This window comes from Micromonospora yongxingensis, assembly GCF_052601155.1.
In genome coordinates this window covers 80,043-103,711 of the sequence record NZ_JBQXEO010000004.1, presented here as the reverse complement: position 1 = coordinate 103,711, position 23,669 = coordinate 80,043, and the positions used below count along the sequence as shown (strand labels likewise).

Below are 23,669 nucleotides of genomic sequence, written 5' to 3'. Positions count from 1 at the left end.
CAATGGCTAGTGATCATCGTGCAGGGACCGCAACACATCGAGGACCCGGGGCCAGGCCGGGGACTCCGGGTCTATCAGCCCGAAATGCTCGCATTCTGGCAGCTCAACAAGGGAGATATCGGATCCTGCCGCACGGGCGGCTGTGACGAAGTCGCGGCTCATCGCCACCGGCACCTGCCGATCCACCGAACCGTGCATGACTACTGTCCGTGCTTGCATCGGCACCAACATCCGTGGATCGGCGGCCGCGTACCGGTCCGGAACCTGTGCCGGCCCGCCGCCGAGCAGCGCGGCCACCGCACCCGAGTCCAGGTCCAGCCGGTACGCCTCCCCGAGGTCGGCCACCGGGGCCAGGGCGAGAACCCCACCCACCGTCGACGGCGCGGTGGCCGCCACGTACAGCGCGAGCTGGCCGCCGGCGGAGTGACCGACCAGGATCGGCGCGGCCTGGCTCACCCGGCCGGGCAGCGCCTCGGCGGCCAGCCCGGGCAGCTCGGCCACCCCGGTCAACACGTCGGTCAACGTTCCCGGCCAACCTCCGCCGGGCTGCCCGGTCCGCCGGTACTCCAGCTGCGCCACCGGGTACCCGCGAGCGGCGAGCGCGGCGGCCAGCGGCCCGGTGTGCCGGCGGTCGTACTCGGCCCGCCAGAAACCGCCGTGCACCACGACGACCAACGGGCGCGCCGGCCCGGCGCCGGCCGGGTGGCGGAGGTCGGCCACCTGGTCCGCGTGGTCGCCGTACGCCACGGTCCGGTCCGGCTCCGGAGCGGGCCGGGTCAGCACGGCGCGCGGGTCGGCAGACATGGCGCGAACGGTAGCGCGCCTCGCCCGGGTGGTTCGGCCCCGGGAGTCGGTCCCGGCAGGCATGGGTCGGCCCCACTGGGTAAAGATGGACCCCATGACCGAAGCGCGCTCCTCTGGACAGAACGACGAGCCGGGCCCCGAGGGCACCGGTCACTCCGGCACCGTGGTGGTGGTCGGCCCCGACGGCCAGCCGGTCGCCACGGTGCAGACCGACGAGGGTCAGGGCGAGGATCCGACCCGCCTGGTCGAACAGCCGGCCAAGGTGATGCGGATCGGCAGCATGATCAAGCAGCTGCTGGAGGAGGTCAAGGCGGCCCCGCTCGACGACGCCAGCCGGCACCGCATGCGCGAGATCCACGAGCGCTCGATCGTCGAGCTCAAGGAGGGTCTCGCCCCCGAGCTGCGCGACGAGCTGGAGCGCATCTCGCTGCCCTTCACCGAGGACAAGGCCCCGAGCGAGAGCGAGCTGCGGATCGCGCACGCGCAGCTCGTCGGCTGGCTGGAGGGCCTGTTCCACGGCATCCAGGCGGCCCTGGTCGCCCAGCAGATGGCCGCCCGGGTGCAGCTGGAGCAGATGCGCTCCGGCCGGCAGGCGCTGCCCAGCGGGCCCGGCGGGGTGGTGCCCGGCATGCCCGGCATCGGCCAGCCGACCGGCGGCGAGGGACACAACACCGGCCAGTACCTCTGACCCGCCGGGCACCGGCCCGGTCAGTCCAAACCGAAGACCTTCTCCAGGTACGCCGCCACGCCGTCCTCGGAGTTCGCCCCGGTCACCTCGTCGGCGACCGCGAGGACGGCGCGGTGCGCGTTCGCCACCGCCACACCGCGTCCGGCCCAGCTCAGCATCGGCACGTCGTTGGGCATGTCGCCGAACGCCAACACGTCGGCTGCGGCCACGCCGAGCCGGTCGCAGTACCAGTCGAGCCCGGCCGCCTTGGTCACCCCGGCCGCGGAGATCTCCACCAGCCCGGAGGACGAGGAGTGGGTCGCCTCCGCCACACCCGCCACCACCGCGGCCACCAGCGCCGCGAACGCGTCCGGGTCCTGCTCGCCAGCACGGGCGAGCAGCTTCACCGCGGGGACCGAGAGCAGCTCCTCCGGTGTCTCGATCGGCCGGATCCCCTCGGGGTCGGCGTCCCAGCGCAGCGGGTAGTCCGTCTCGTGCCGCATCTGCCGGCTGTCCAGGATCTCCACCGCGAAGCTGATTCCGGGCACCTCGGCGCGGAGCCGCCGGGCCACCTCGGCCAGGTGCTGCGGCGCGAGCGGGTCGGCCCGCAGCACCTCGTCCTCGACCGGGTCGTAGACCACGGCGCCGTTGGCGCAGACCGCCGGCAGCGGCTCGGCCAGCTGGTCGTACACCATCTTGAGCCAGCGGACGGGACGGCCGGTGACCAGCACGACCGGCGTGCCCCGCGCGGAGATCCGCGCGAGCACGTCGGCGGTGTGCGCGCTGACCGTGTGGTCGTCGCGGATCAGCGTGCCGTCGATGTCGGTGGCGATGAGCCGGGGCGTCTCTCCCATCACCGGGACAGTAGCCGGTCCAGGTACACCGCCACCCCGTCGTCGTCGTTGCGAAGGGTCACCTCGTCGGCTGCGGCGCGCACGGTCGGGTGCGCGTTGGCCACCGCCACCCTCGACCAGCCGGCCCACTCGAACATCGGAAGGTCGTTGGGCATGTCACCGAAGACCAGCACATCGGCCGGGTCGACGCCGAGGGACTGCGCCACCACGGTCAGGCCGGTGGCCTTGTCGACGCCGGGCGGGCAGATCTCGATGAAGCCGAGCCCGGCCTGGGTGAGCGTGGCGACCTGCGGCGGGACGATCCGGCGGGCCACCGCCAGCAGTTCGTCCACGTGGTGGTCCGCCGTCCGGGCGAACGCCTTGATCACGTCGCAGGAGAGGCACTCCGCACGGCTGCGCGCCTCGAACCTGTCCTGGTACGGCCAGCTCGCGTGGTAGTCGCCCCAGAGCGGGGCGTCGTGCTCGTCGGACGCCTCGACCATCACGGTCAGCGGGCCGACCTCGGCCTCCAGGTCGGCGAGCAGCCGGGCCAGCACCTCGGCGGACAGCCGCTCGTCGCGGAGCACCACAGGGCCGGTCGGGTCGCTCTGGTCGACCACCCGCCCGCCACCGGCCATCACGAGGAAGTCGGCGGCCCGGATGTCGTTGCGGGTCAGCTCGGTCAGCCGAGGGCCGCGCCCGGTCGCGGCCACCACCGGAATTCCAGCGGCCCGCACCCGGTCGAGCACCCCGTGGGTGTACGCGGAGACGGTGTCGTCGCTGCGGACGAGTGTCCCGTCGAGGTCGGTCGCGATCAGCTTGGGCAGTCCCGGGCGGGTCATCGTTCCTCCTTCGCCCGCCGCCGTCGCAGCCTGCCGTGCGGTACTGGTGCCGAGACCCGGCGTGACGGCGGGCAGCAACCGTACCTCGCGATAAGGGTCGCAACCATGGCTTCCAGGCGAATCGGACGCCAACGCCGGGGGCGCTGCCGCGCTGCTCAGCTCGGGGATTCGGGGCGGGCGAACGGGACGGCCGGGGTGACGGTCAGGTCGGCCGGGGCGGCCCTGCCGTCCTCGTCGATCGGGTCGCGGTCGCGGCGGCGACGCCAGCCTCGTCCCGCCGTGTCGTCCCCAGCCCCGTCGTCCTCCGCCGGCCCGCTCGAAGCGGCCGGTGCGAGCCACAGGGCGACACCGAGCAGCACACAGGCGACGAACGCCATCACCAGCCCCCGCCCGTACTCGGCCCGGAAGCCGTCCTGCGCCGAGAAGAGGAAGCTGCGCTGCGCCGGGTCGTCGAGAGTCGCCACGGCGGCCACCAGCAGTGCCAGCAGGGCTCCGACCAGGGTGAGCCCGACCAACCGGGCGTTCGGCCGGACGGCCGCCGTGCCCCGCAGCGCCAGCGCCAGGACACAGACCAGGCCGAGCAGCCCGACCAGGTAGCCGACCCCGAAGCCGCCGACCTCGGACAACCCGGCGGGCACCTCGATCGCGCTGTTCCCGTCGGGTCCGGCGTCCGGCACGGTCATGACCAGCCACTCGCCGACCAGTGAGGCGACCCCGGCCACCGCGCCGAGCGCAGCCAGCAGCAGGGGCAGTCGCGGGTCACGGGTCAGGCCGGCCAGGGACCGGCCGAACCGCCGTCGCGGGGACGCCTCGACGGCACCCCACTCGATCACGGCGGGGCCGTCGGACCGGTCACCCTGCCGGGGGATCGGCAGCTCCTCGGACATCGGCCATCCTTCCGCCGGTCACGGGCCTGCGTCGAATCATGGCACAGCCCGGGCGTGGTGACCGGAATCGCAGGGCACGCGTCGGCGCCGGTCGGTCGCTCGGCGGTCGCCTTTCCGCTAGCGTTCGGGTCATGCCAATCCGTACCGCTTCCGCACAATGGCAGGGCAATCTCACCGAGGGCTCCGGCACCGTCCGCACCGGCAAGGGCGGCCTGTCGGGCAACTACTCCTTCAAGTCGCGCTTCGAGGAGGGCGAGGGCACCAACCCCGAGGAGTTGATCGCGGCCGCGCACGCCGGCTGCTTCTCGATGGCGTTCTCGAAGGCTCTCGCCGACGCCGGCTCGACGCCCACCTCCGTCGAGACCACCGCCAAGGTCCACCTGGACAAGACCGACGCCGGGATGACCGTCACCCGGATCGACCTGGAGACCGTCGGCCAGGTCCCGGGCATCGACGACGCGGAGTTCCAGAAGCTCGCCGAGGCCGCCAAGGCCAACTGCCCGATCTCCCGCCTGCTCTCGCCGGGCGCCGAGATCACCCTCACCGCCAGCCTGACCTCCTGAGTCGGACGACCCGTACGCCGCTCGTTCACGGAAGGAGTCGCCGCCCGGTTCCGGGCGGCCGCTCTCTCCGTGAACGCGCGGAACCCGCTCAGGGCCGCGGATTCTGACCGGGTCGGCCTGTTCGGCGTCGGGCAGAATAGGTGAGATGCCGGTGCAGATGAGCCGCGAGCGCTTCGAAGAGTTGGTCGCCGACGCCCTCGACGAGGTGCCCGGAGAGCTGCTCGGGCTGATGAACAACGTGGTCATCCTCGTCGAGGACGACCCGCCGTCGGGCGAGCCCGAGCTGCTCGGCCTCTACGAGGGGCATGCGCTCACCGACCGGGGCTGGGACTACGCGGGCGTCCTGCCGGACCGGATCTTCATCTACCGTCACCCCATCCTGCGCATCTGCGACAACGACGACGACGTCGTCGACGAGGTGGCGGTGACCGTCGTGCACGAGATCGCCCACCACTTCGGCATCGACGACGCGCGGCTGCACGCGCTGGGCTGGGGCTGAGCTCCCGGCCCCGTCGTTCCGACTCGCCGCTCGGCTGATGTCCCCTCCTTGCCCTGGTCGCCTACCGTCGGTGCAGCGACCGCGACCCTTTCAGGAGGCACGTTTCATGCGCAGCGAGCTGTTCTCCTCGGAGAATCTCGAGAAGGAGTCCGCGCAGCCCGGAATGCGGCTGCAGAACTCGAAGATGTTGAAGATCGAGCTCAACGGCGAGGCGATGGCCCGCGTCGGCTCGATGGTCGCCTACCAGGGGCAGGTGCAGTTCCAGGCGCTGGGTTCGGGCGGGCTCGGCAAGTTCCTCAAGCAGAAGCTCACCGGCGAGGGTGTCCCGCTGATGAAGGTCTCCGGGCGGGGTGACGTCTTCCTCGCCGAGCTGGCCAAGGACGTGCACATCATCGACCTGGAACCGGGCGACGCGCTCTCCATCAACGGATCCAGCGTGCTCGCCTTCGACTCGACTCTCCAGTACGACATCAGGATGGTCGGCGGCGCCGGAATGGCCTCGTCGTCCGGCCTGTTCAACTGCGTCTTCAGCGGCCACGGCCGGATCGCCATCACCACCAGGGGCACCCCGGTGGTGCTCAACGTGGACGCCCCGACGTACGTCGACCCGCAGGCCGCGGTCTGCTGGTCGGCCAACCTCCAGACCGGCTACCACCGGGCCGAGCAGCTCGGCCTCGGCACACTGCTCGGCCGGCGCACCGGCGAGTCGTTCACCATGAGCTTCGCCGGTCAGGGCTTCGTGGTGGTGCAGCCGTCCGAGGAGCCACCGATCATGGGCAGCGGCGCACAGCAGCAGGAGGGTGGGCTGCTCGGCGGCCTGCTGAGCTGACCACCCCGGTGCCGGCGCTCCCGATCGCGGGGCGCCGGCACGTCCGATCAGCTCAGCTCAGCTCGCCGGTGCGCAGTCGAGCCAGCCAGGCCGCCGCGTCGGCGTAGTCGACGTCGGAGAGGCCGGCCGGCGCGGGCACCGGCCGTTCACCCGCCGCCCCGGCCCAGCGGTGCCGGGGGTACGAGCCGAGGAAACGCACGTCGGCACAGACCCGGCGCAGCCCCTGCAACGCCTCGCCCAGCCGGACGTCGGCCACGTGCCCCGTGCAGTCGAGGAAGAAGACGTACTGGCCCAGCGCCTCGCCGGTCGGGCGGGACTCGATCCGGGTGAGGTTGACCCCGCGGACGGCCAGCTCCATCAGCACCGAGAGCAGCGCGCCGACCCGGTCGTGCGCGATGTAGACCGCGAGCGAGGTGAGGTCGTCCCCGGTCGGCGGCGGGGGCGGCCCGGGGCGGGAGACCAGCGCGAACCGGGTCACCGCGTCGGGGTGGTCGGCGATCTTGTCGGCGAGCACCGCAAGGCGGTGCCGGGTCGCCCCGATCGGCGCGCAGATCGCGGCGTCGTACTCGCCGGACCCGGCGCCGGCGGCTGCCGCGCCGTTGGAGAGCACGTCGACCACCACCGCGTCGGGCAGATGGTCGCGCAGCCAGCCCCGGCACTGGGTGGACGCCTGGGGGTGGGCCGCCACCGTGTGGATCGAGCTCAGCTGGGTGCCCGGTCGGGCGCCGAGCACGAACTCCACCGGCAGGACGACCTCCCTGGTGATCACCAGAGGCTCGCCCTCGGCCATCTCGTCCAGCGTGACGCCGACCGCGCCGCCGATCGAGTTTTCCAACGGCACCAGCGCGGCGTCGGCGTCGCCGGCGCGGACGCTGTCCAGCGCCTCCCCGACGCTGCGGGCGGGCGTACGGCTGCCGTGCTCGGCGGCGGGGACGGTGCGCAGGGCCTGTTCGGCGAACGTGCCCTCCGGACCGAGGTAGACGAAGCGCGTCGGCGGTGTTCCCGGCATGCCGCCAGCCTACGCACCCGGCCCGACGGCCGGACCGGCGTCGCAGGCGAGCGTCCGGATCCCACTCGGACCGGTGGCCCGTACCTCGATGGTGCAGACGTCGGTGCCGGCGGTGACCAGTTCCGGCGCGGTGGGCCGGCCCCGGGTGACCACCTGAAGCTCCTCGTGCCCGGTCACCGTCAACACCGTGTACTGCCAGTCGGCGGCGCAGAGCGGCCCGGTGCGGACCTGCACCCGGACGTTGTCGGGCAGCACGGCGGCCCGGCCGCGCAGCAGCTGCACCACCCGCTGCCCCGTCGGCCCGTTCGGGCAGGCGGTCGCGACCAGCCCGGCGTCCGGGGTGGCCGGCGGCGCGCCGACCGGTGGTCCGGTGGGCGCGAGGGTCGGTGCGGCGCTCGGGGTGCCGGTCGGGCCCGGTGCCGTCGGGGCTCCGGTGCCGGGCGGCACGGCGGCCGGGTCCCGCAGCTCGGGCGGAGCGCCGCAGCCGGTCAGCGCCGCGGTCGCGAGCAGCGTGAGCACCGGCGGCAGAAGGCGCGTCGCCGCCCATGGTGGGGCGGACGCACGGCGGGGCGGGGTGAACGGCACGGGCCGATCCTCGGGACATCGGAAACGTCGTCGCGGCCGGGGTGGCCGAGCCCATCGTAGGGGGAGCGGCCGGTGGCGTGAAGGTCAGCCGAGGACGCGGTGACCGGCGCGCTCCAGCGCGGCGGTGCCCTCGGTCAGGCGGACGGCCGGCACCAGCAGATAGTCGGTGTCGAAGGTGGAGAACGTGACCACGCTGACCCGGGCCTCGGCGAGTGGGTCGACCAGCGCGGCCAGGGTGCCGGTGCCCGCGAGGTCAGCCGGACCGGCGACCCGCAGGCAGCGCCAGGCGGTCTCCACCACGGCCTGCGCCGGGGCGCGGTCGGCCGGGCAGATCACCGAGATCCCGTCGGCCGTCCAGCTCACGGTGACCACGTCGGCGCGGCCCAGCCCGCTCGACAGCGCGTGCGGCAGGGCGGCGTCGGCGGCCAACCGGCACACGGCGTACTCCCCCGGCAGCAGAGCGATATCGAGCATGAGGGCACCTTACGGCCTCATCACCGGCCCGCCCCAGCATTGCCACGTGCGGCGAACGACACACTCCGTCGCAGGTCAGACCTCGGAGAAGAAGGTGAGCGAGCCGGCCACGGCTCCGTCGGCGAGCACCGGAGTGGAGATCGCGTCGACGGTCGCGTCGGAGCTGTCGGCCGAGGCCGCCTGCACGCGGAGCAGCCCGCGGGCGAGCCGGCCGGAGGAGAGCGCCAGCAGAGGCGGGATCTTGTCGATCTCGGCCTCGGTCAGCTCACCCCGGTTGGCGGTGAAGTCGAGCAGGCGCAACCCGCCGTCGAGCAGCGGCCGCCCGATCAGGCCGTCCGGCTCGCCCAGACACAGCAACTCGCAGCCGGCGGTGGAGATCGCCACCACCCGGGTGTCGGCGTCGATCAGCAGGCAGGGCTCGTCGGCCCGGCAGACTGTCGAGGACCAGTGGCCGAAGTTGTCGGACTCCGCCTCTGTCGAGACCCGCGCCGCCGGCACGAACACTTCCGAGAGCGAAAGTTCGACGTGGGCCACCGCGCCTCCTATGTGCACCGACGAACTGTCCACGCTAGCCGGTCGCCGACGGAACCACCGAGCGCACCGGGCCGCCGGGCCGCGCTGCCATGAGCAGGCGGCCGCCGACGGCGCGGGACCGGGTGGGGGACGGGGACCGGGGCCGCGTGGCGTCGCCGGTGACGTTACCGGCGGTGGGCCGGCTTGTCAGCGGCCGTTCGGCCCTCGTCGTACCACCGGTAGTCGCCTGTTGGACGGTACGTGCCGTTCAGCCAGGTGCCGGGGTGCTGCGCGACGCGCGACAGCTTCTCGGCGGTGGCGGGGCTGATCCGACTGCCGCCCGCCACGAGGAGCCGGTCCAGCTCCCGGTGGGTGGCCATCAGACAGTCCTTCGGCAGGCCGTAGACGCTGATCACGCCGGAGCCGACGAAGGTCAGCACCGGCGTCACCGGGACGGGCAGCCCCACGGCGTCGGAGAGGGCCTTGCTCGCCCGCTTCGCGTCCCGGCGGGCCTCGGCCACGTACGGCGGCCGTTTGCCGTTGATCTGCACGACGTCCCCGGCGACGAGCACACGGGCCCGCCCGTGGTCGGCGATGGTCACCGCGAACAGGCCGCTCGGCCCGATGGCGAGGAACCCGGCGCGCTCGTCCTGGCCCCGATCGAGGAGGACGTCCGTCACGTCGGTGCGGGGCCACTCGATGACGTGCCAGGCCGGCCCGAGGTGGTCGAGCTGGCCCAGCGCCCGCGCTCCGGCCGCCTCCAGTCGACGGGCTCCCCGCTCGGCCCGGCGACGGCGGGCCCATTCGAGCGGTGTGGGACGGACCGGTGCGAGAGCCCCCGGCGCCTCGACGCGGGGGTGGGGCACCGCGACGGGCGGCAGTGCCCGGGCGGTCGGTACGGCTCGTCGTGCGGGAAAGACAGTCATCGCGACCTCCGGCAAAAGGTCCCTCGAAGTTATGTCCTCACTACCCTACGTTGCTACTCCCGGTGTTCTGCAAGCCGGAACGCCGGAGTGACTGTGGATGAATGCCATATTCATCCACAGTTCTTTTCTCGGATGCCGCCAAACCCTGCCCTACGCTGCGGGGGTGACCCACTACGTCGACAGCGAAGTCGGCCGGCTCGGCACCGTACTGCTGCACCGGCCCGGCCCGGAACTGGCCCGGCTCACCCCCCGCAACAACGACTCCCTCCTGTTCGACGCGATCCCCTGGGTCGGCCGCGCGCAGGAGGAGCACGACGCGTTCGCCGCCGCACTGCGCGAGCGCGGCGTCGAGGTGCTCTACCTCGCCACACTGCTGGCCGAGACCCTGGCCGTCGCGGACGCGCGGGCCGAGCTCACCGAGCAGGTGCTGCGCTCCCGCCGGCTCGGCGACACCCTGCGCGCCCGGGTCGCCGACCACCTCTCCTACCTGGACCCGGCCGCGCTCGCCGACGTGCTCACTGCCGGGCTGGCCCACGAGGAGCTGCGGATCAGTTCGGAACGGCCGGGCGGGCTGGTCTACACCCTGATGGACCGCCACGACTTCGTCATCGACCCGCTGCCCAACCTGTTGTTCACCCGGGACTCGTCGCTGTGGATCGGCGACCGGGTCGGCGTCACCAGCCTGGCCATGCCGGCCCGCCGCCGGGAGACCACGCTGACCGACGCCATCTACCGCCACCATCCACGCTTCGCCGGCACCGAGTTCGTCTACCGCCCGCACCTGGAGCACCTGGAGGGCGGGGACGTGCTGCTGCTCGCCCCCGGGGTGCTGGCGGTCGGGGTCGGCGAGCGGACCACGCCGGCCGGCGCCGAACGCCTCGGCCGGCAGGTCTTCGCCGCCGGGCTCGCCCACACCATCCTGGTGGTGCCGATCGCCCAGGAGCGCGCCACGATGCACCTGGACACCGTCTGCACGATGGTCGACGTGGACGCCGTGCTGATGTACCCGAACATCGCCAGCACGCTCTCCGCGTACACGGTCATCGCCGGGGCGGACGGCGAGGACCCGCGGGTGGACGGGCCGGCGCCGTTCCTGCGGGCCGCCGCCGACGCGATGGACCTCGACCAGCTCCGGGTCATCGACACCGGGCTCGACCCGGTCACCGCGGAACGCGAGCAGTGGGACGACGGCAACAACACCCTGGCCCTGGCGCCCCGGCTCTGCGTGGGCTACGAGCGCAACACCGAGACCAACGCCCAACTGGAGCGGGCCGGCATCGAGGTGATCCCGATCGCCGGCTCGGAGCTGGGCTCGGGGCGGGGCGGCCCGCGCTGCATGTCCTGCCCGATCGTCCGCGACCCGCTGCCCGTCGCCGGCTGAGCGGTTCGCGCCGGGCGCCGGTGGCCGGCCGGTCCGGTTTCGGGCCGGACCGCCGGCCGTCCCGGCTCAGCGCAGGGTGAGCTGGCGGCCGAGCAGACCCTGCCGGGCGCGGCGGCCGGCGGCGTCCAGCGGGCCGGTGGTGGCGAGCGCCTCGGCGTACCGCTTGGCGAACTGCGCCACCGGGTCCTCCCAGTCGGTCGCCGGGGTCTCCTCCGGCAGGTCCCAGACCGGCGCCAGTCGGCCGTGCGCACGGAACATCCCGGCGAACCGGGTCTGCTCGCCGAGCGGCAGCGTGCCGGCCGCGCCGAGCCGGGCCAGCGCGTCCAGGGCGGCGTCCTCGTCGTCGGGCAGCACCAAACGCACGTGCGCCTTCTCCGGGACCTGGCACCAGTACGCGGCCTTCGCAGCGGTCAGCCGCACCGTCGGGTAGATGGCCGCGTTGGCCCGCTCCAGCGACGCCTGCACGGTCGGGTCGTCCGTGGCGCCGGGGTCGAGCCAGAACTCGAACCCGTCGTGCATGGTGATCTCCAACGGACCGTCCACGAGGATGTCCTGCAGGCGGGGGCCGGGGCCGGGCAGCGGCGGCACGGCCACCTGGTCGCCCGGCTCGGTCCGCAGCGCGCAGAGCAGCGCCTCGGCCAGGTCCCGGGAGACGTCGCCGGACTGCTGGTGGCGTTGCAGACCGATGAGCACCCGGCCGTCGGGCTTGGTCATCGCCGGCGCGGCCATCGGCAGCACCGTGGCCAGCGTGGCCGGCCGGTCACCGAATTCCTCGACCAGGGCGGGTGCGAGCCGCAGCGGCGCGGAGGCGGCGGGGACCAGCTCGCGTAGCGCGATCCACTCGGGCTCGTCGATCAGCCCCTCGAACGGTCGCGGCACGAAGATGTCCCGCACCTTGTCCCTGCGCGGGGCGGTGTCGGCGGCGGTGCGCTGGCTCTTTCGACGCTTGCTCACGGCGTCACAGCCTAGAGGCCCGACCGGCTCGTCGTGGGCGGGACCCGCCCCGAGCCGCCGCTCAGCCCGTCGCCACCAGGTCGGGCCGGGTCGTCGGGGCCGGGTCGAACTCCGCCCAGACGCGCTGGCCCAGACCGTCCCGCTCGACGCCCCACCGCGTGGCCAGACCGGCCACGATGTGCAGCCCTCGCCCGTCCGCCGCGTCGGGGTCGACCGTCCGGAGCCGTGGACCGGTGCCCGCGCCACCGTCGGTCACCCGCAGCTGGATCCGCGGGCCGTCGGCCGAGGGCCGCAACCGCCAGGCCACCCGGACCACGCCACCGGGCAGCGGCCGGGCGTGTCGCACCGCGTTGCCCACCAGCTCGGCGAGCACCGCGATCAGGTCCGCGAGGAGCGTCGGGGGTACGACATCCGCCAGGTCACCGGCGAGCCGGTGCCGGGCCAGCCGTGCCCCGGCGGGGTGGTGCGGGACAACCACGCACCAGGCCCGTTCCCTCGCTACCACTGCCGTTGCCACCGTCGCCTCCACGTCGCGCCGCCGCCGGTCAACCGCGCGGCAGCCGCACCTCTGCGACCGTACCGCCGCCGGTCCTCGGACGTAGGGATACCCATCCATTCTGTTGTTCAACGATCCGGCGGACGAGATAGAGGCCGAGCCCCGCGCCCGGGTAGCCGCGCCGGTCGCCCGACTCGCCCTGCCAGAACCGGTCGAACGCCCGCTCCACGTGCTCCGGGCGGATGCCGATGCCCCGGTCGCTGACGCGGAACGCCACCAGCTGGCCGTCGACCGCCGCGGTGATCTCGATCGCTGAGTCGGGCGCCGAGTACTTGCCGGCGTTCGTTGCCAGCTCGGTGAGAACGGTGGCCAGGCTGGGCCGGTGGCCGAGCGCCTTGGGCAGGTCGGCCGGTAGGCGGAGCACCAGCCGTCGGCGCAGCTCCGCCGGCAGGTCGACCACTGCGGAGCGCAGCGCCTCGCCAAGGTCGAACGGGGTGGGCGGGTCGTCCCCCGGCCCCGCCTCGGCGGCTGAGGAGAGCAGCCGGTCGACCAGCCGGGCCAGTTCGTTGGCGCGTTGCCCGATCACCCGGGCGGCCTGCCGGCGGTCGGTCTCGGTCAACGACTCCCAGTGGTCGGTGAGGGTGTCGGCGTACCCCTTGATCACGGTGACGGGCGTGCGCAGCTCGTGGCTGGTCACCGCGACGAACAGCTCCCGGTCGTGGTCACGGCGCTGCTGGTCGGTGATGTCGCGGAAGGTGACCACGCGCAGCGTGCCCGGGCCGGGCAGGTCGCCGGAGGTGATCCGCAGCCAGCGCCCGTCCGGCAGCCGGTGGTCGCGGACCTGTCCCGAGGGCGGCAGCGGGAACGGCAGGGGGCGGCTCAGCGCCTGCTCGGCCGCCCGACCGGTCACGTGGGCGGCCGCGGGGTTCCAGAGCCGGACGTGCCCGTCCCGGTCGACCACGGCCAGCCCGTCGGCGAGCGCCGCCACCACCGGCCCGTCACCGTGCACCGGCAGCCCGCTCTGGTCGCCGTACATGTGCCCGACGCAGGCCGCCAGGTAGGCCACCACACCGTGCTGCTCGGCGCTGGGCTCGTCGTCCGCCGGATAGAACGCGTGCAGGCTGCCGACGGTGTGTCCGCCGATCTCCGCCCGGGACACCACCATCCGGCGCAGGCCACTGCCGGCAAGCTCGCCGGCGAGATTGCCGTTGAGGTGGTCGACCCTGGCCTGGCGGGTCCGGGGGCCGGAGAGCAGACAGACGGTGTCCGGATCGTCGGCGGGCAGCGGGCGGCCGAGGGTCCACTCGGCCGCACCGGTCGCGGCGATCACCCGGCCACCGGTCGGGCCGAACTCGGCGAACGCCATGCCGGCCGCGCCGAGCGCCGGCTGGGCCACACGGAGCAGCTGGGTGAGGACCGGCAGGCCGGCGTCCCCAGAGTTGATCATCTCGATCACGATGGTGTGGCCGGCGATGAGAGCGGGGAAATCGATACGCTCCGGCATGTGCCGAGTCTGCCCCGCCGACCCGGGTTTCGGCACCCCCACCCGGCCGGCGGCCGGTCAGCGATCCAGCCGGGCCAGGGTCTGCGCCGGTCGATCGGTGATGATCCCGTCCACCCCGGCGGCGAGCACCAGCTCCAGATCGGCCGGCTCGTTGACCGTCCAGACGTACACCTGGTTGCCGGCCGCACGCAACGCGGGCAGCAGTTGCGGACGGGCCCGGACCAGGCCGATGCCCGGCCCGGCGACGCTGGCGCCGAACGGCAGCCGGCCCAGCCGCAGCCAGCGCGGCAGCACCTCCAGCAACAGCACCGTGGGCAGCGTCGGAGCAAGCTCGCGGACGCGCCGCACCGCCAGCGGGGAGAACGACATGACGGTGACCTGGACCGGGTCGTCCGGCGCGGGATCGGCCAGCCCGTAGCGGCGCAGCAGCTCGATCAGTCGCCGTTCCACGTTCGAGCCGTGACGCGACGGGTGCTTCGTCTCCACCAGCAGCCGGACCGGCCGGCCGGCGGCCAGCACCGCGTCCAGCAGTCGGGCCAGAGTCAGCAGCCGGGTGTGCGACTCGTCCGGCGGCAGGTCACCGGTCGGCGCGCTGCCCGGATGCCACGAGCCGAAGTCCAGCAACTCCAGCTCGGCGAGGGTACGGGCGCTGACCAGCCCACGACCGTTGCTGGTGCGGTCCAGCCGCCGGTCGTGGACGCAGACCAGATGCCCGTCCCGGGTCAGCCGGACGTCGCACTCCAGGCCGTCCGCGCCCTCGTCGAGGGCGCGGAGGTAGGCGGCGAGGGTGTGTTCCGGAAGGTCGTACGAGGCGCCGCGGTGCGCGAAAACCAGAGGGCCACCCATCCCGCCCGCCTCAGATGACCTGACCGGGCTGTCCGTTCGCGTCCACCACCGGGCGCCCGACGGCGGCCCACTGGCGCATTCCGCCGTCGGCGTTGCGCACCTGCTCCCAGCCGTTGTTGACCAGGTAGGCGACGACCTGGGCGGAGCGCCCCCCGGAGCGGCAGATGACCGCCACGTCCCGGTCGGTGGGCACCTCGGCCAGACGCGCCGGAAGCTCCATCATCGGCAGGTGGTGGGCGGCGGGAGCGTGGCCGGCCGCCCACTCGTCGTCCTCCCGCACGTCGAGCAGGTAGGTGTCGTCGGCGATCTCGGTCACGGGCACGGTGGGAACCTGGGGTCCGAACACAGGAAGCAACACTAGATCCTCGTCGGCCGGATCGGCACCGACCCGGCCGTCGGACCCGTCACAACCGGGTCACCCACTGCGGGTTGCCCTGAGCCCACGCGGGCATGCGGGTGCCGCGTACGGCCTCGAAGAGCCCGTTGCCGCCGTTGTCGAGCACCACGTACGAGACCTCGTCGATGGTCTGCGGGGACGACGGCACCTGGACGCCGCGCATCCCGTCGGGCGGCAGCGCGCGTAGCGCGAGGAGCAGGTCCTCCAGGGGTACGCCGTTGGTGTCGACGGTCAACGAGCTGCCGACCGCCCGCAGCACCCGGTCCAGCTTGACCGGATCGCTGCGCAGGTCCGCCCGGCCGGCGCTGTCCAGCATCGCCCGGAGCAGTTGCTGCTGGTGGTGCTGCCGGTCGTAGTCGCCGCCGGGGAGGTTGTAGCGCTGCCGCACGTAGTCCAGCGCCTGCGCGCCGTTCATCTGCTGACAGCCGGTGGGGAAGACCCGGTTGGTGTGGATCGAGCGGACCTCGGAGTCGACGCACATCTGCACCCCACCGAGCAGGTCGATCACCTTCCGGAAGCCGGAGAAGTCGATCAGCGCGGCGCCGTCGAACCGGATGCCGGTGAGCCGGTTCAGGGTGGCGGAGAGCAGTTGGACGCCGGCCTGCCCACCGCCGCCGTGCTCGTACGCCGCATTGATCTTGTCCTGGCCGCCGCCGAACCCGTTCGCGGGCGGGATGGCGACCAGCAGGTCACGCGGGATGGACACCAGGTACGCCTCTTGTCGCCCGGCGGGCACGTGCACGATGAGGATGGTGTCGGAGCGCTGGTCCGGCGCGGTGTCGCCGGGCCGCCGGTCGGAGCCGACCAGCAGGTAGTTGAGCGCTCCGTCGAGGTCGGTCCGGTCGGTGCGGGCATCGGGGTCGAGCAGTTGTTCCCTGGCGACCGTGCGCTCGTAGCGGTGGCTGAGGGCCTTGAGCCCGATCAGCGTGAGGCCGGCCAGCAGGACGAGGGTCAGGCCGATGCCGAGCAGGATCCGTGACCAGCGGGTGCGGCGCGAGCGGGCGGATCCGGCCTCGCCGGCCCGACCCGCTGCGTTCCGCCCCCACCTGGACGTGACCGCCTCCCCGCAGCCGATACGTGAAACCCGCTCACGTCAGGCTACGCAGGGTGACGGGACGGTCGCCGGCTTTCCGGGACTTCCGGCCCGCCGCCGCCGTCACTTGCGGCCGGAGATCACCTCGGGGTGGTTGAAGACGAACTCGGCGAGCTTGTCCTGCTTGACGGCCTGGAACATGGCCATCGTCTCTTCGTTCAACGCCTCGCGGTTGTTGCCGTTGCCGTGGAACGTGCCGTTGTTGGTCTTGAGCATGGTCAGCTCGTTCGCGGTGACCCCGCGCATGGTGAAGATGAAGTCCTCGGTCCGCGCGCCGCCGGTGTCCAGCACGAGCGCCTTGCCGGCCGCCTTGATCAGCTGCTGGAGCTTCGCCGGGTTGGTCAGCATGCCGCCGTCGGTGGCCTTCTTGGCCATCGCCTTGATCAGCTGCTGCTGGTTCTGCTGCCGGTCGTAGTCGCCGTTGCGGAGGGTCTTGCGCTGCCGGGAGTAGTCGAGCGCCTCCCAGCCCTCCATCTCCTGGCAGCCCTTCTTGTGCACCACCGGGGTCATCGACTTGCCGGTCTTCTTGGCGTCCGCGTTCCACATGGGCTTGCCGTCGACGTACGACATGTGCAGCGACTTGACCTCCTGGGTGACGCAGATCCGCACCGTGCCCAGGGTGTCGACGATGTTCTTGAAGCCGCCGAAGTTGATGATCGCCGCGCCGTCGAAGCTGACCCCGGTGAGCCGCTTGATGGTCTGCGCCATCAGCTGGGCGCCGCCCTCCCAGCCGCCGCCGTTGCGGGCGCCCGCCTGGAAGGCGGCATTGATCTTGTCGGTGCCGCCCGCGAAGCCGCTCTTCGGGAACGCCGGGATCTGCGCCTCGGTGTCCCGGGGAATGGAGATCAGGTACGCCTGGTCGTGCGAAGCCGGGATGTGCAGGATGATGATGCTGTCCGAGCGGACATCGTCGGCGGCCCAGCGCTCACGCGCGTCCACCCCGAGCAGCAGCATGTCGATCGGGCCGTCGAGGCTCGCCCCGCCCTCGGCGTCGGACTTGCCGGCCTCGCCCAGCAGGTTGCGCTGCGCGATGTCGCCGGTCGCCTGGCCGATCAGCACCTTGCTGCCGACGATGGCCACGCCGCTGCTGAGCATCAGCACGGCACCGAAGATCACGGTCAGTCGGGCCCAGAGCGGATCCTTGCGCCGGGGCCGCTTCTTCGCCGCCCCACCGCCGCCGCCGGACCGGCCACCGTCGCCGGGCGGGCGACCACCCGGTCCGCCGCCCGCGGGGCGCGACTGGACGGGAATGGACGCGGCGATCCGGCCGCTGGGCGCGGCGGACCCGACGGAGGAAGGGCGACGGCTGGCCTGAACCGGCATGCGTGCTCCAGCTCGTGATCAGGAGGGGGCGGCACCACTGTACGTACATCATTTCGACTTGGCGAGTTCATCCCGGGTCAATTCGGACGCCAATTTCACCAGGGTCGGTCGATCGTCGCCACTCGATGGCCCGAACGGGCGGTCGACCGTCCGGCGGCCGTGCGGTCGCCACGGCCGTGCCGCCGGGGCCAGCCGCCCGGCCCGGTCAGCCGCCGGCGGTGCCCTTCGGCGGGTTGGCCTTGACCCAGTCCGCCATGGTGTCCGCCGACATGGCCCGGTACATCGCGAGCGCCTTCTCCCGGTCGGAGACCACCACGGACTCGCCGTTGATCGTCTCGCTGCCGGAGTTCGGGCTGGTCACGAAGGTGAGGTTCTGCCCGCGCAGGTTGCGGAACTGCAGTGCCATGTCCGTCACCGAGAAGCCCTCGTCGACGGTGGCCGCCGCCGTCACCGACTGCAGGAAGTCGTTGAGCTTCTTCGGGTTGGCCAGCGTGCCGGTGCTCGCCGCCTTGTCCATCAGCGCCCGGAGGAACTCCTGCTGGTGCCGCATCCGCGCGAAGTCGCCGTCCGGGAACTGCTTACGCTGCCGGATCCAGTCCAGCGCCTCCGCGCCATCCATGTGGTTGGTGCCCTTGGTGAACGTGCGGTAGGGCTTGTGGATCGAGGTGATCGTCCGCTCCACCTTCAGGTCGACCCCGCCGAGCGCGTCGGTGACCTGCTTGAAGCCGGCGAAGTCGATCGCCATGACGTGGTCGATGCGGACGTCGGTGAAGCACTCCACGGTGCGGACCGCCAGCGGCAGGCCGCCGAACGCGAACGCGGCATTGATCTTCGCGCGCTGGCCGGAGCCACACTCCGCGCCGGCGCTCTCCGGGATCGGCACGTAGAGGTCACGCGGGATGGAGACCAGGTACGCCTCCTGGTGGTCGGACGGAATGTGCATCACGATGATCGTGTCGGCCCGCCACTGGCTCTTCGTGTCGACCGGCGCGTCCGGATCCCGGGAGTCGCTGCCGACCAGCAGGATGTTCAGCGCGCCGTCGACGGTCTTGGCCGGCCGGCCGCCGGTGATCTGCGCGAACGGGTCGGTCCGCGCCAGGTCGTTGTCCAGGTTGCGGGCGTACATCCAGGCGCCGATGCCGCCGAGCAGGGCCAGCACCAGCACCGCGACCCCGGCCACCAGGCCGATCCGCCCCCAGCGTGGCCGTGGGCCGCGCCGGCCCGGCCCGGCGGCACCACCCGGGCCGCCGGGCCCACCGGGGCCCTTCGGCCCGTCCGGGCTGCTCGGCCGGGGCCGCTCCTCGTCGGGTGACGGGTACCAACGCGCCTCGGTCGGACGGGCGCGCCCGGAGGCGCCCCGGTCGGGGCCGGGCACCGACGCGCGCCCGGCGCTGCGGTGCAGGTACGGGTGCGGAACGCCGGCAGACGAGGTCGCTGACATGTAACTCAGGGTACGTAGCGCGGGCCACTGCCGCCTTCAGGTGACGTTCAGCGACCGACCGCGCGTCGCCGGCTGGTTACCCTAGCCGCGCCCGGAAGTACTCGATCGTGCGTCGCAGGCCGTCTTCGGGCGCCACGGTCGGCTCGTATCCGAGCAGTTCGCGGGCGAGCGTCAGATCGGGGCGGCGCATCTCCGGGTCGTCGGCGCTGCGGGTGATGTAGGTCACCTGGGAGCTGCTGCCGGAGAGCGACACGATCAACTCAGCCAGTTGCCGCATGGTCAGCTCGTGCTCGGTGCCGCAGTTGACCGGGCCGGTCTCGGTCGAGTCCAGCAGCAGCAGGATGCCCCGCACCAGGTCCTCGACGAAACAGATGGACCGGGTCTGGTTGCCGGTGCCGTGCACGGTGATCGGCTCGCCGCGCAGCGCCTGGGAGATGAAGGTGGGAATGGCCCGACCGTCGTCCGGGCGCATCCGCGGGCCGTACGTGTTGAAGATCCGCACGATCGCCGCGTCGAGCCCCCGGTAGCGGTGGTACGCCATGGTGGCCGCCTCGGAGAAGCGCTTCGCCTCGTCGTAGACGCTGCGGACGCCGATCGGGTTGACGTTGCCCCAGTACGTCTCGCGCTGCGGGTGCTCCTTCGGGTCCCCGTACGCCTCCGACGTGGAGGCCATCAGGAACCGGGCGCCGTCGGCGACCGCGCGGTCCAGCAGGTGCAGCGTGCCCACCGAGCCGACCCGGAGGATCTCCACCGGCAGTTGGGCGAAGTCGGTGGGGCTGGCCGGCGAGGCCATGTGCAGGATCGCGTCGAACCGCTCGGCCAGCGCCGGGTGGTGGGTCGGCAGGCCGTCGGAGATGTCGGCCTCGACCAGGGTGAAGGTTGGCCGGTCCAGCAGGTGGGCGACGTTCTCCTTGGAGCCGGTGACGAAGTTGTCCAGCGCCACGACCGTGCAGCCCCGCGCGATCAGGGCGTCCACCAGGTGCGACGGGACGAAACCGGCCCCGCCGGTGACGAGGATGCGGTGACCGGAACCGAAGCGCTCAGCAACCTTCATGCCGGTCAGCCTACCGACCCCCGAAATGGGGGAAGGGCCCCCTGCGGACGCGTGGCGTCGTGCAGGGGGCCCCTCCTGAGGGGTGTCCGCGGTCAGTGGGCGCCGGAGCCGGTGAGGGCGCGGACCTCCAGTTCGGCGTACTTCTCCTCGTCGTGCTCCTTGGAGATGATGGTGCCGATCCACCCGCAGAGGAAGCCGAACGGGATGGAGAGGATGCCCGGGTTGGACAGCGGGAACCACTGCCAGTCGTGATCCGGGAACATCGAGGTCGCAGCCCCGGAGACCACCGGCGAGAAGAACACCAGCAGTACGGCCGAGAGAAGCCCGCCGTAGATCGCCCACACCGCTCCGGAGGTGTTGAACCGCCGCCAGAAGAGGCTGTAGAGGATCGCCGGCAGGTTGCCCGAGGCGGCCACCGCGAACGCCAGCGCCACGAGGAACGCCACGTTCAGGTTCTGCGCGAAGATCGACAGGGCGATCGAGACCGCGCCGATCACCAGGGCGGAGATCCGGGCGACCCGTACCTCCTGCCGCTCCGACGCCTCACCCCGCTTCATGACGTTCGCGTAGAAGTCGTGCGCCAGGCTGGACGACGACGCCAGGGTCAACCCGGCGACCACCGCCAGGATCGTGGCGAAGGCGACCGCCGCGATGATCGCCAGCAGGGCCGCCCCACCGAGATCCCCGCCGAGGAAGTCGATGCCGAGCGCCTCGGCGAGCTGCGGCGCGGCCGTGTTGCCGGCCTTGTCCTGGGCGGTGATCGCCTCGCTGCCCACCAGCGCCGCGGCGCCGAACCCGAGGGCAAGGGTGAGCAGGTAGAAGCTGCCGATGATGCCGATCGCCCAGAGCACGCTCTTCCGGGCCGCCTTGGCGGTAGGCACGGTGTAGAAGCGGATCAGGATGTGCGGCAGACCGGCGGTGCCGAGGACCAGGGCGATGCCGAGGGAGAGCAGGTCGACCTTGTTGTAGAAGGTCTGTGTCGCGTTGCCGGCGACCTCGACGCCGTACCGCAACCCTGGTTCGAGGAACGCGCTGCCCTTGCCGGAGGAGGCGGCGGCGTCGCCGAGCAGCGACGACAGGTTGAACTTGTACTTCGCCAGCACCAGCAGGGTCATCACCAGCGCGCCGCCCATCAGCAGGAACGCCTTGACGATCTGCACGTAGGTGGTGCCCTTCATGCCGCCCACGGTGACGTAGATGATCATCAGGGCGCCGACCATGATGATGGTGGCCACCTTGGCGGTGGCCGCGTCCATGCCGAGGAAGGTCGTCCCCGGCCGGATGCCGAGCAGCAGCGCGACCAGCGCGCCGGCGCCCACCATCTGGGCCAGCAGGTAGAAGATCGAGACGGTGATCGTGGAGACCGCCGCCGCCGTACGCACCGGGCGCTGGCGCATCCGGAACGCCAGCACGTCGGCCATCGTGTAGCGGCCGGAGTTGCGCAGCAGCTCCGCGACCAGCAGCAGGGCCACCAGCCAGGCGACCAGGAAGCCGATCGAGTAGAGGAAGCCGTCGTAGCCGTAGAGCGCGATGATGCCGGCGATGCCGAGGAACGAGGCGGCCGACATGTAGTCGCCACCGATCGCCATGCCGTTCTGGAAGCCGGAGAAGGACCGGCCGCCCGCGTAGAAGTCGGTCGCCGTCTTGGTCTGCCGGCTGGCCCAGATCGTGATGGCCAGGGTCACCGCCACGAAGACCAGGAAGAGAGTGATGGTCAGGTTGCGGGCGGTGTGGTTACCCGCCTCAGCCGCGAGGACCATTCTCATGGTTCACCTCCCCGATCTCGGCGCGGATCCGGTCGGCAACCGGGTCGATCTTCCGGTCCGCGTACCGCGAGTAGAGCCAGGCGATGACGAACGTGGACACGAACTGGAGCAGGCCGAAGATCAGCGCAATGTTGATGTTGCTGCCGAAGAGCTTCGTGCCCATGAAGTCCCGGGCGTACGCGGAGAGAATGACGTAGAGCGCATACCACAGGAAGAACGCGACGGTCATCGGGAAGACGAAGCCGCGCAGCGCGCGCCGCAGCCCGGCGAACTCGTCCGACCGCTGTACGGCCAGATACTTGTCCGGCTGGGAAGCGGTCGGCGCGGGTGTGTCCGTGGACATCTGTGGATCACCACCTTCACAGGCGTCGGGGGAGTTTCGCGCACCGTAGAGAGCACGCTCCCCGCCGGGGAAGGCCGAGATCGACGCCGGTCGGCGAGTGCGCCGAGCGGTTGGCTGGCTGCGCCGAGTGACCCAGGTCACTCCGGTGACCGGTTGCTGGAGGTGGCTGCCCGTCGGGCCGCCCGGTCAGCCCGGCAGCTCGTGGTAGCGACCGCGGTAGTGCAGCAGCGGGGTGGCGTCCTCGGCCAGGTCGACCGCCTCGATCGTGGCCTCCACCAGCAGCGCCCAGCCGTACTCCCGGGCGGTGTCCAGCCGGCAGCCGACCCAGCCGCCGGCGTCCGCCGGGACCGGCCCGTACGGGGTGTCGGTCCACACCCCGGCCGCGAAGAGCCCACCCGGGGAGGGAAAGAGGCCGGCGAACCGGTCGGCGAGTTGCCGGTGCGGCGGGCCGAGTGGCGCGACGGCGAACCGCCCCGCGTCCTCGACCGCCGCCCAGAGATCGGACTCCGCGTCGATCAGCCCGAGCAGCCGGTCGGGTTCTCCCTCGGCGACCAGGGTGGACGAGACGGTCAGCCCGGCCGGGCCGGGGGCCGTCCAGAGTGTCACCGGAGAGGCGAGTCGACCCCGCAGCCGGCGGACCGGCGACCGCTGCCCGGTCGGCACCGCGAACGGGTCGGTGTGGTGGATCTCGGCACCCGGCTCATGATTCACGTGAAACATTGTGACCCCGTCATCCCGCCTGAAGGACCCGGCCGGCGAAGGTCCGGACCAGCGTCGCCACCTCGTCCGCCTGCGTGTCGAGCACGAAGTGCCCGCCGTCGAGCAGGTGCACCTCCGCTTCCGGGACGTCGTTCCGGTACGCCTCCGGCTCGGTGATCTCGAACGACGTGTCATGTCGACCCCAGACGACCAGCAGCGGCGGCCTGGTCCGGCGGAGCCAGTCCTGCCAGGCCGGGTACGAGGCCACGTTCGTGCGGTAGTCGTACTGCAGGTCCAACTGGATCTCGATCTCACCGGGGCGGCTGAGGAAGGCGTGCTCGTCGGCCCACAGGTCGGGGTCGTACCGCTCGGGGTCGGGATCGTCGCCGACGTGCCGGGTTCGGATCGCCGCCAGCGAGAGGACGTTCTCCCGCACCGCCGCCTCGTGCCCGGCCCGGTCCTGCCAGAAGGCCCGGCGGGTCGCCCAGAGCGGGCCGAGCCCCGTGTCGTGGGCGACGGCGTTCTGCACCACGAGGCCGAGCAGTCGACCAGGGTCCGTGAGGGCCATCCGGAACCCCACCGGGCCGCCGTAGTCCTGAACGTAGAGCAGGTACCGCTCGACACCGAGGGTGGCGGCGAACCGCGACATCATCTCGGCTATCCGGTCGAACGTGTAGGGGAAGGACCGTGGGTCCGGGGCGTCGCTGTGCCCGAACCCCGGATAGTCGGGCGCGATCAGCCGGAACCGGTCGGCGAGCCGGCCGAACAGTGGCTCGAACATCCGCGACGAGGACGGAAAGCCGTGCAGGAGCAGCAGCACGGGCGCATCCGGCGCGCCGGCCTCCCGGTAGAAGATGGAGAGTCCGTCGACGACCACGCTGCGGTAGCGGGTGTGCGAGTTCACGACTGCCTCCCTGCCCCGGATGAACGCACCATAACGG

The 23,669-nt window shown here is 72.3% G+C and carries 26 protein-coding genes and 1 pseudogene; 5 read left to right on the top strand and 22 right to left on the bottom strand.

Features of this window, described 5'->3' with window-relative positions; all coding sequences use genetic code 11:
• Positions 1-6 precede the first annotated feature (6 nt).
• Positions 7-804 carry an alpha/beta hydrolase family protein gene (locus ACTWLT_RS07825; protein ID WP_445317716.1) on the bottom strand — a complete coding sequence of 266 codons (798 nt, stop codon included), beginning with the start codon at positions 802-804 and terminating at the stop codon, positions 7-9.
• Positions 805-889: 85 nt separating this feature from the next.
• Here ACTWLT_RS07825 and ACTWLT_RS07820 point away from each other — a divergent pair, with 85 nt between their 5' ends.
• Positions 890-1,492: a bacterial proteasome activator family protein gene (locus tag ACTWLT_RS07820; RefSeq protein WP_252416890.1), complete on the top strand. Its 603-nt coding sequence runs from the start codon at positions 890-892 to the stop codon at positions 1,490-1,492.
• 20 nt (positions 1,493-1,512) lie between these two features.
• On the opposite strand, the gene ACTWLT_RS07815 is transcribed toward ACTWLT_RS07820, so the two are convergent.
• The 3 genes from ACTWLT_RS07815 to ACTWLT_RS07805 form a co-directional block, all read right to left on the bottom strand.
• Complete coding sequence (locus ACTWLT_RS07815) at positions 1,513-2,325, bottom strand: HAD family hydrolase (RefSeq protein WP_252416889.1); 813 nt, start codon at positions 2,323-2,325, stop codon at positions 1,513-1,515.
• Entirely contained in the window at positions 2,325-3,146 is an 822-nt protein-coding gene (locus tag ACTWLT_RS07810) for an HAD family hydrolase (protein ID WP_252416888.1), read from the bottom strand. The genes ACTWLT_RS07815 and ACTWLT_RS07810 overlap by 1 nt, the downstream gene beginning before the upstream one ends.
• A 155-nt stretch (positions 3,147-3,301) precedes the next feature.
• Complete coding sequence (locus ACTWLT_RS07805) at positions 3,302-4,033, bottom strand: hypothetical protein (RefSeq protein ID WP_445317715.1); 732 nt, start codon at positions 4,031-4,033, stop codon at positions 3,302-3,304.
• Between the two features lie 131 nt (positions 4,034-4,164).
• Between ACTWLT_RS07805 and ACTWLT_RS07800 the strand changes: the two genes are divergently transcribed.
• The 3 genes from ACTWLT_RS07800 (at position 4,165) to ACTWLT_RS07790 (ending at position 5,924) form a co-directional block, all read left to right on the top strand.
• Complete coding sequence (locus ACTWLT_RS07800; protein ID WP_252416886.1) at positions 4,165-4,596, top strand: OsmC family protein; 432 nt, start codon at positions 4,165-4,167, stop codon at positions 4,594-4,596.
• A gap of 151 nt (positions 4,597-4,747) precedes the next feature.
• A complete protein-coding gene (locus ACTWLT_RS07795) occupies positions 4,748-5,095 on the top strand; it encodes a metallopeptidase family protein (RefSeq protein ID WP_445317845.1) in 348 nt (115 codons plus the stop codon).
• A gap of 106 nt (positions 5,096-5,201) precedes the next feature.
• On the top strand, positions 5,202-5,924 hold the full coding sequence (locus tag ACTWLT_RS07790; protein ID WP_252416885.1) for an AIM24 family protein: 723 nt from the start codon (positions 5,202-5,204) through the stop codon (positions 5,922-5,924).
• A gap of 52 nt (positions 5,925-5,976) precedes the next feature.
• On the opposite strand, the gene pheA is transcribed toward ACTWLT_RS07790, so the two are convergent.
• From pheA to ACTWLT_RS07765, 5 genes are all read right to left on the bottom strand, one after another.
• Positions 5,977-6,933 carry a prephenate dehydratase gene (gene pheA, locus ACTWLT_RS07785; RefSeq protein WP_252416884.1) on the bottom strand — a complete coding sequence of 319 codons (957 nt, stop codon included), beginning with the start codon at positions 6,931-6,933 and terminating at the stop codon, positions 5,977-5,979.
• A gap of 9 nt (positions 6,934-6,942) precedes the next feature.
• Positions 6,943-7,461, bottom strand: coding sequence for a hypothetical protein (locus tag ACTWLT_RS07780; protein ID WP_252417142.1), 519 nt, complete (start codon positions 7,459-7,461; stop codon positions 6,943-6,945).
• A 141-nt stretch (positions 7,462-7,602) separates the two neighbouring features.
• Complete coding sequence (locus ACTWLT_RS07775; RefSeq protein ID WP_252416883.1) at positions 7,603-7,992, bottom strand: ACT domain-containing protein; 390 nt, start codon at positions 7,990-7,992, stop codon at positions 7,603-7,605.
• Positions 7,993-8,067: 75 nt separating this feature from the next.
• On the bottom strand, positions 8,068-8,526 hold the full coding sequence (locus ACTWLT_RS07770; protein ID WP_445317714.1) for a hypothetical protein: 459 nt from the start codon (positions 8,524-8,526) through the stop codon (positions 8,068-8,070).
• 164 nt (positions 8,527-8,690) lie between these two features.
• Entirely contained in the window at positions 8,691-9,431 is a 741-nt protein-coding gene (locus tag ACTWLT_RS07765) for a hypothetical protein (protein ID WP_252416881.1), read from the bottom strand.
• 163 nt (positions 9,432-9,594) lie between these two features.
• On the opposite strand from ACTWLT_RS07765, the gene ACTWLT_RS07760 reads away from it, so the two are divergent.
• Positions 9,595-10,812: an arginine deiminase gene (locus tag ACTWLT_RS07760; protein WP_252416880.1), complete on the top strand. Its 1,218-nt coding sequence runs from the start codon at positions 9,595-9,597 to the stop codon at positions 10,810-10,812.
• A 66-nt stretch (positions 10,813-10,878) separates the two neighbouring features.
• On the opposite strand, the gene ACTWLT_RS07755 is transcribed toward ACTWLT_RS07760, so the two are convergent.
• The 13 genes and pseudogenes from ACTWLT_RS07755 to ACTWLT_RS07695 all read right to left on the bottom strand — a co-directional run bounded on the left by ACTWLT_RS07755 (position 10,879) and on the right by ACTWLT_RS07695 (position 23,632).
• A complete protein-coding gene (locus ACTWLT_RS07755; protein WP_252416879.1) occupies positions 10,879-11,766 on the bottom strand; it encodes a DUF5926 family protein in 888 nt (295 codons plus the stop codon).
• Between the two features lie 61 nt (positions 11,767-11,827).
• The gene (locus tag ACTWLT_RS07750; RefSeq protein WP_445317844.1) at positions 11,828-12,244 is read right to left on the bottom strand and encodes an ATP-binding protein; all 417 of its coding nucleotides are present in this window, start codon (positions 12,242-12,244) and stop codon (positions 11,828-11,830) included.
• A gap of 67 nt (positions 12,245-12,311) precedes the next feature.
• The gene (locus ACTWLT_RS07745; protein WP_252416878.1) at positions 12,312-13,766 is read right to left on the bottom strand and encodes a PAS domain-containing sensor histidine kinase; all 1,455 of its coding nucleotides are present in this window, start codon (positions 13,764-13,766) and stop codon (positions 12,312-12,314) included.
• Between the two features lie 57 nt (positions 13,767-13,823).
• A complete protein-coding gene (locus ACTWLT_RS07740; protein WP_445317713.1) occupies positions 13,824-14,612 on the bottom strand; it encodes a glycerophosphodiester phosphodiesterase in 789 nt (262 codons plus the stop codon).
• Between the two features lie 10 nt (positions 14,613-14,622).
• Positions 14,623-14,958 carry a rhodanese-like domain-containing protein gene (locus ACTWLT_RS07735; RefSeq protein WP_445317712.1) on the bottom strand — a complete coding sequence of 112 codons (336 nt, stop codon included), beginning with the start codon at positions 14,956-14,958 and terminating at the stop codon, positions 14,623-14,625.
• 58 nt (positions 14,959-15,016) lie between these two features.
• On the bottom strand, positions 15,017-15,931 hold the full coding sequence (locus ACTWLT_RS07730) for an LCP family protein (protein WP_510182479.1): 915 nt from the start codon (positions 15,929-15,931) through the stop codon (positions 15,017-15,019).
• 234 nt (positions 15,932-16,165) lie between these two features.
• Positions 16,166-17,425, bottom strand: coding sequence for an LCP family protein (locus tag ACTWLT_RS07725; RefSeq protein ID WP_445317711.1), 1,260 nt, complete (start codon positions 17,423-17,425; stop codon positions 16,166-16,168).
• 205 nt (positions 17,426-17,630) lie between these two features.
• Complete coding sequence (locus ACTWLT_RS07720) at positions 17,631-18,866, bottom strand: LCP family protein (RefSeq protein WP_445317710.1); 1,236 nt, start codon at positions 18,864-18,866, stop codon at positions 17,631-17,633.
• A gap of 76 nt (positions 18,867-18,942) precedes the next feature.
• Positions 18,943-19,920 carry an NAD-dependent epimerase/dehydratase family protein gene (locus ACTWLT_RS07715; protein WP_445317709.1) on the bottom strand — a complete coding sequence of 326 codons (978 nt, stop codon included), beginning with the start codon at positions 19,918-19,920 and terminating at the stop codon, positions 18,943-18,945.
• 92 nt (positions 19,921-20,012) lie between these two features.
• Positions 20,013-21,686, bottom strand: a complete 1,674-nt coding sequence (locus tag ACTWLT_RS07710) for a monocarboxylic acid transporter (RefSeq protein ID WP_252416872.1) — start codon at positions 21,684-21,686, stop codon at positions 20,013-20,015.
• Positions 21,664-22,029, bottom strand: a complete 366-nt coding sequence (locus ACTWLT_RS07705; protein ID WP_252416871.1) for a DUF485 domain-containing protein — start codon at positions 22,027-22,029, stop codon at positions 21,664-21,666. Before ACTWLT_RS07705 ends, ACTWLT_RS07710 begins: the two co-directional genes overlap by 23 nt.
• A gap of 186 nt (positions 22,030-22,215) precedes the next feature.
• A pseudogene (locus ACTWLT_RS07700) lies at positions 22,216-22,770 on the bottom strand (flavin reductase family protein); the annotation flags it as partial.
• Positions 22,760-23,632 carry an alpha/beta fold hydrolase gene (locus ACTWLT_RS07695; protein WP_445317708.1) on the bottom strand — a complete coding sequence of 291 codons (873 nt, stop codon included), beginning with the start codon at positions 23,630-23,632 and terminating at the stop codon, positions 22,760-22,762. The pseudogene ACTWLT_RS07700 and the gene ACTWLT_RS07695, both read right to left, overlap by 11 nt.
• Positions 23,633-23,669 lie beyond the last annotated feature (37 nt).

Bases quoted from the DNA above. Each gene is read 5' to 3' on its own strand.
- ACTWLT_RS07825 (WP_445317716.1), bottom strand. From the start codon at position 804: ATGTCTGCCGACCCGCGCGCCGTGCTGACCCGGCCCGCTCCGGAGCCG.
- ACTWLT_RS07820 (WP_252416890.1), top strand. From the start codon at position 890: ATGGACCCCATGACCGAAGCGCGCTCCTCTGGACAGAACGACGAGCCG.
- ACTWLT_RS07815 (WP_252416889.1), bottom strand. From the start codon at position 2,325: ATGGGAGAGACGCCCCGGCTCATCGCCACCGACATCGACGGCACGCTG.
- ACTWLT_RS07810 (WP_252416888.1), bottom strand. From the start codon at position 3,146: ATGACCCGCCCGGGACTGCCCAAGCTGATCGCGACCGACCTCGACGGG.
- ACTWLT_RS07805 (WP_445317715.1), bottom strand. From the start codon at position 4,033: ATGTCCGAGGAGCTGCCGATCCCCCGGCAGGGTGACCGGTCCGACGGC.
- ACTWLT_RS07800 (WP_252416886.1), top strand. From the start codon at position 4,165: ATGCCAATCCGTACCGCTTCCGCACAATGGCAGGGCAATCTCACCGAG.
- ACTWLT_RS07790 (WP_252416885.1), top strand. From the start codon at position 5,202: ATGCGCAGCGAGCTGTTCTCCTCGGAGAATCTCGAGAAGGAGTCCGCG.
- pheA (WP_252416884.1), bottom strand. From the start codon at position 6,933: ATGCCGGGAACACCGCCGACGCGCTTCGTCTACCTCGGTCCGGAGGGC.
- ACTWLT_RS07775 (WP_252416883.1), bottom strand. From the start codon at position 7,992: ATGCTCGATATCGCTCTGCTGCCGGGGGAGTACGCCGTGTGCCGGTTG.
- ACTWLT_RS07765 (WP_252416881.1), bottom strand. From the start codon at position 9,431: ATGACTGTCTTTCCCGCACGACGAGCCGTACCGACCGCCCGGGCACTG.
- ACTWLT_RS07745 (WP_252416878.1), bottom strand. From the start codon at position 13,766: ATGCCGGAGCGTATCGATTTCCCCGCTCTCATCGCCGGCCACACCATC.
- ACTWLT_RS07740 (WP_445317713.1), bottom strand. From the start codon at position 14,612: ATGGGTGGCCCTCTGGTTTTCGCGCACCGCGGCGCCTCGTACGACCTT.
- ACTWLT_RS07725 (WP_445317711.1), bottom strand. From the start codon at position 17,425: ATGCCGGTTCAGGCCAGCCGTCGCCCTTCCTCCGTCGGGTCCGCCGCG.
- ACTWLT_RS07720 (WP_445317710.1), bottom strand. From the start codon at position 18,866: ATGTCAGCGACCTCGTCTGCCGGCGTTCCGCACCCGTACCTGCACCGC.
- ACTWLT_RS07715 (WP_445317709.1), bottom strand. From the start codon at position 19,920: ATGAAGGTTGCTGAGCGCTTCGGTTCCGGTCACCGCATCCTCGTCACC.
- ACTWLT_RS07710 (WP_252416872.1), bottom strand. From the start codon at position 21,686: ATGAGAATGGTCCTCGCGGCTGAGGCGGGTAACCACACCGCCCGCAAC.
- ACTWLT_RS07705 (WP_252416871.1), bottom strand. From the start codon at position 22,029: ATGTCCACGGACACACCCGCGCCGACCGCTTCCCAGCCGGACAAGTAT.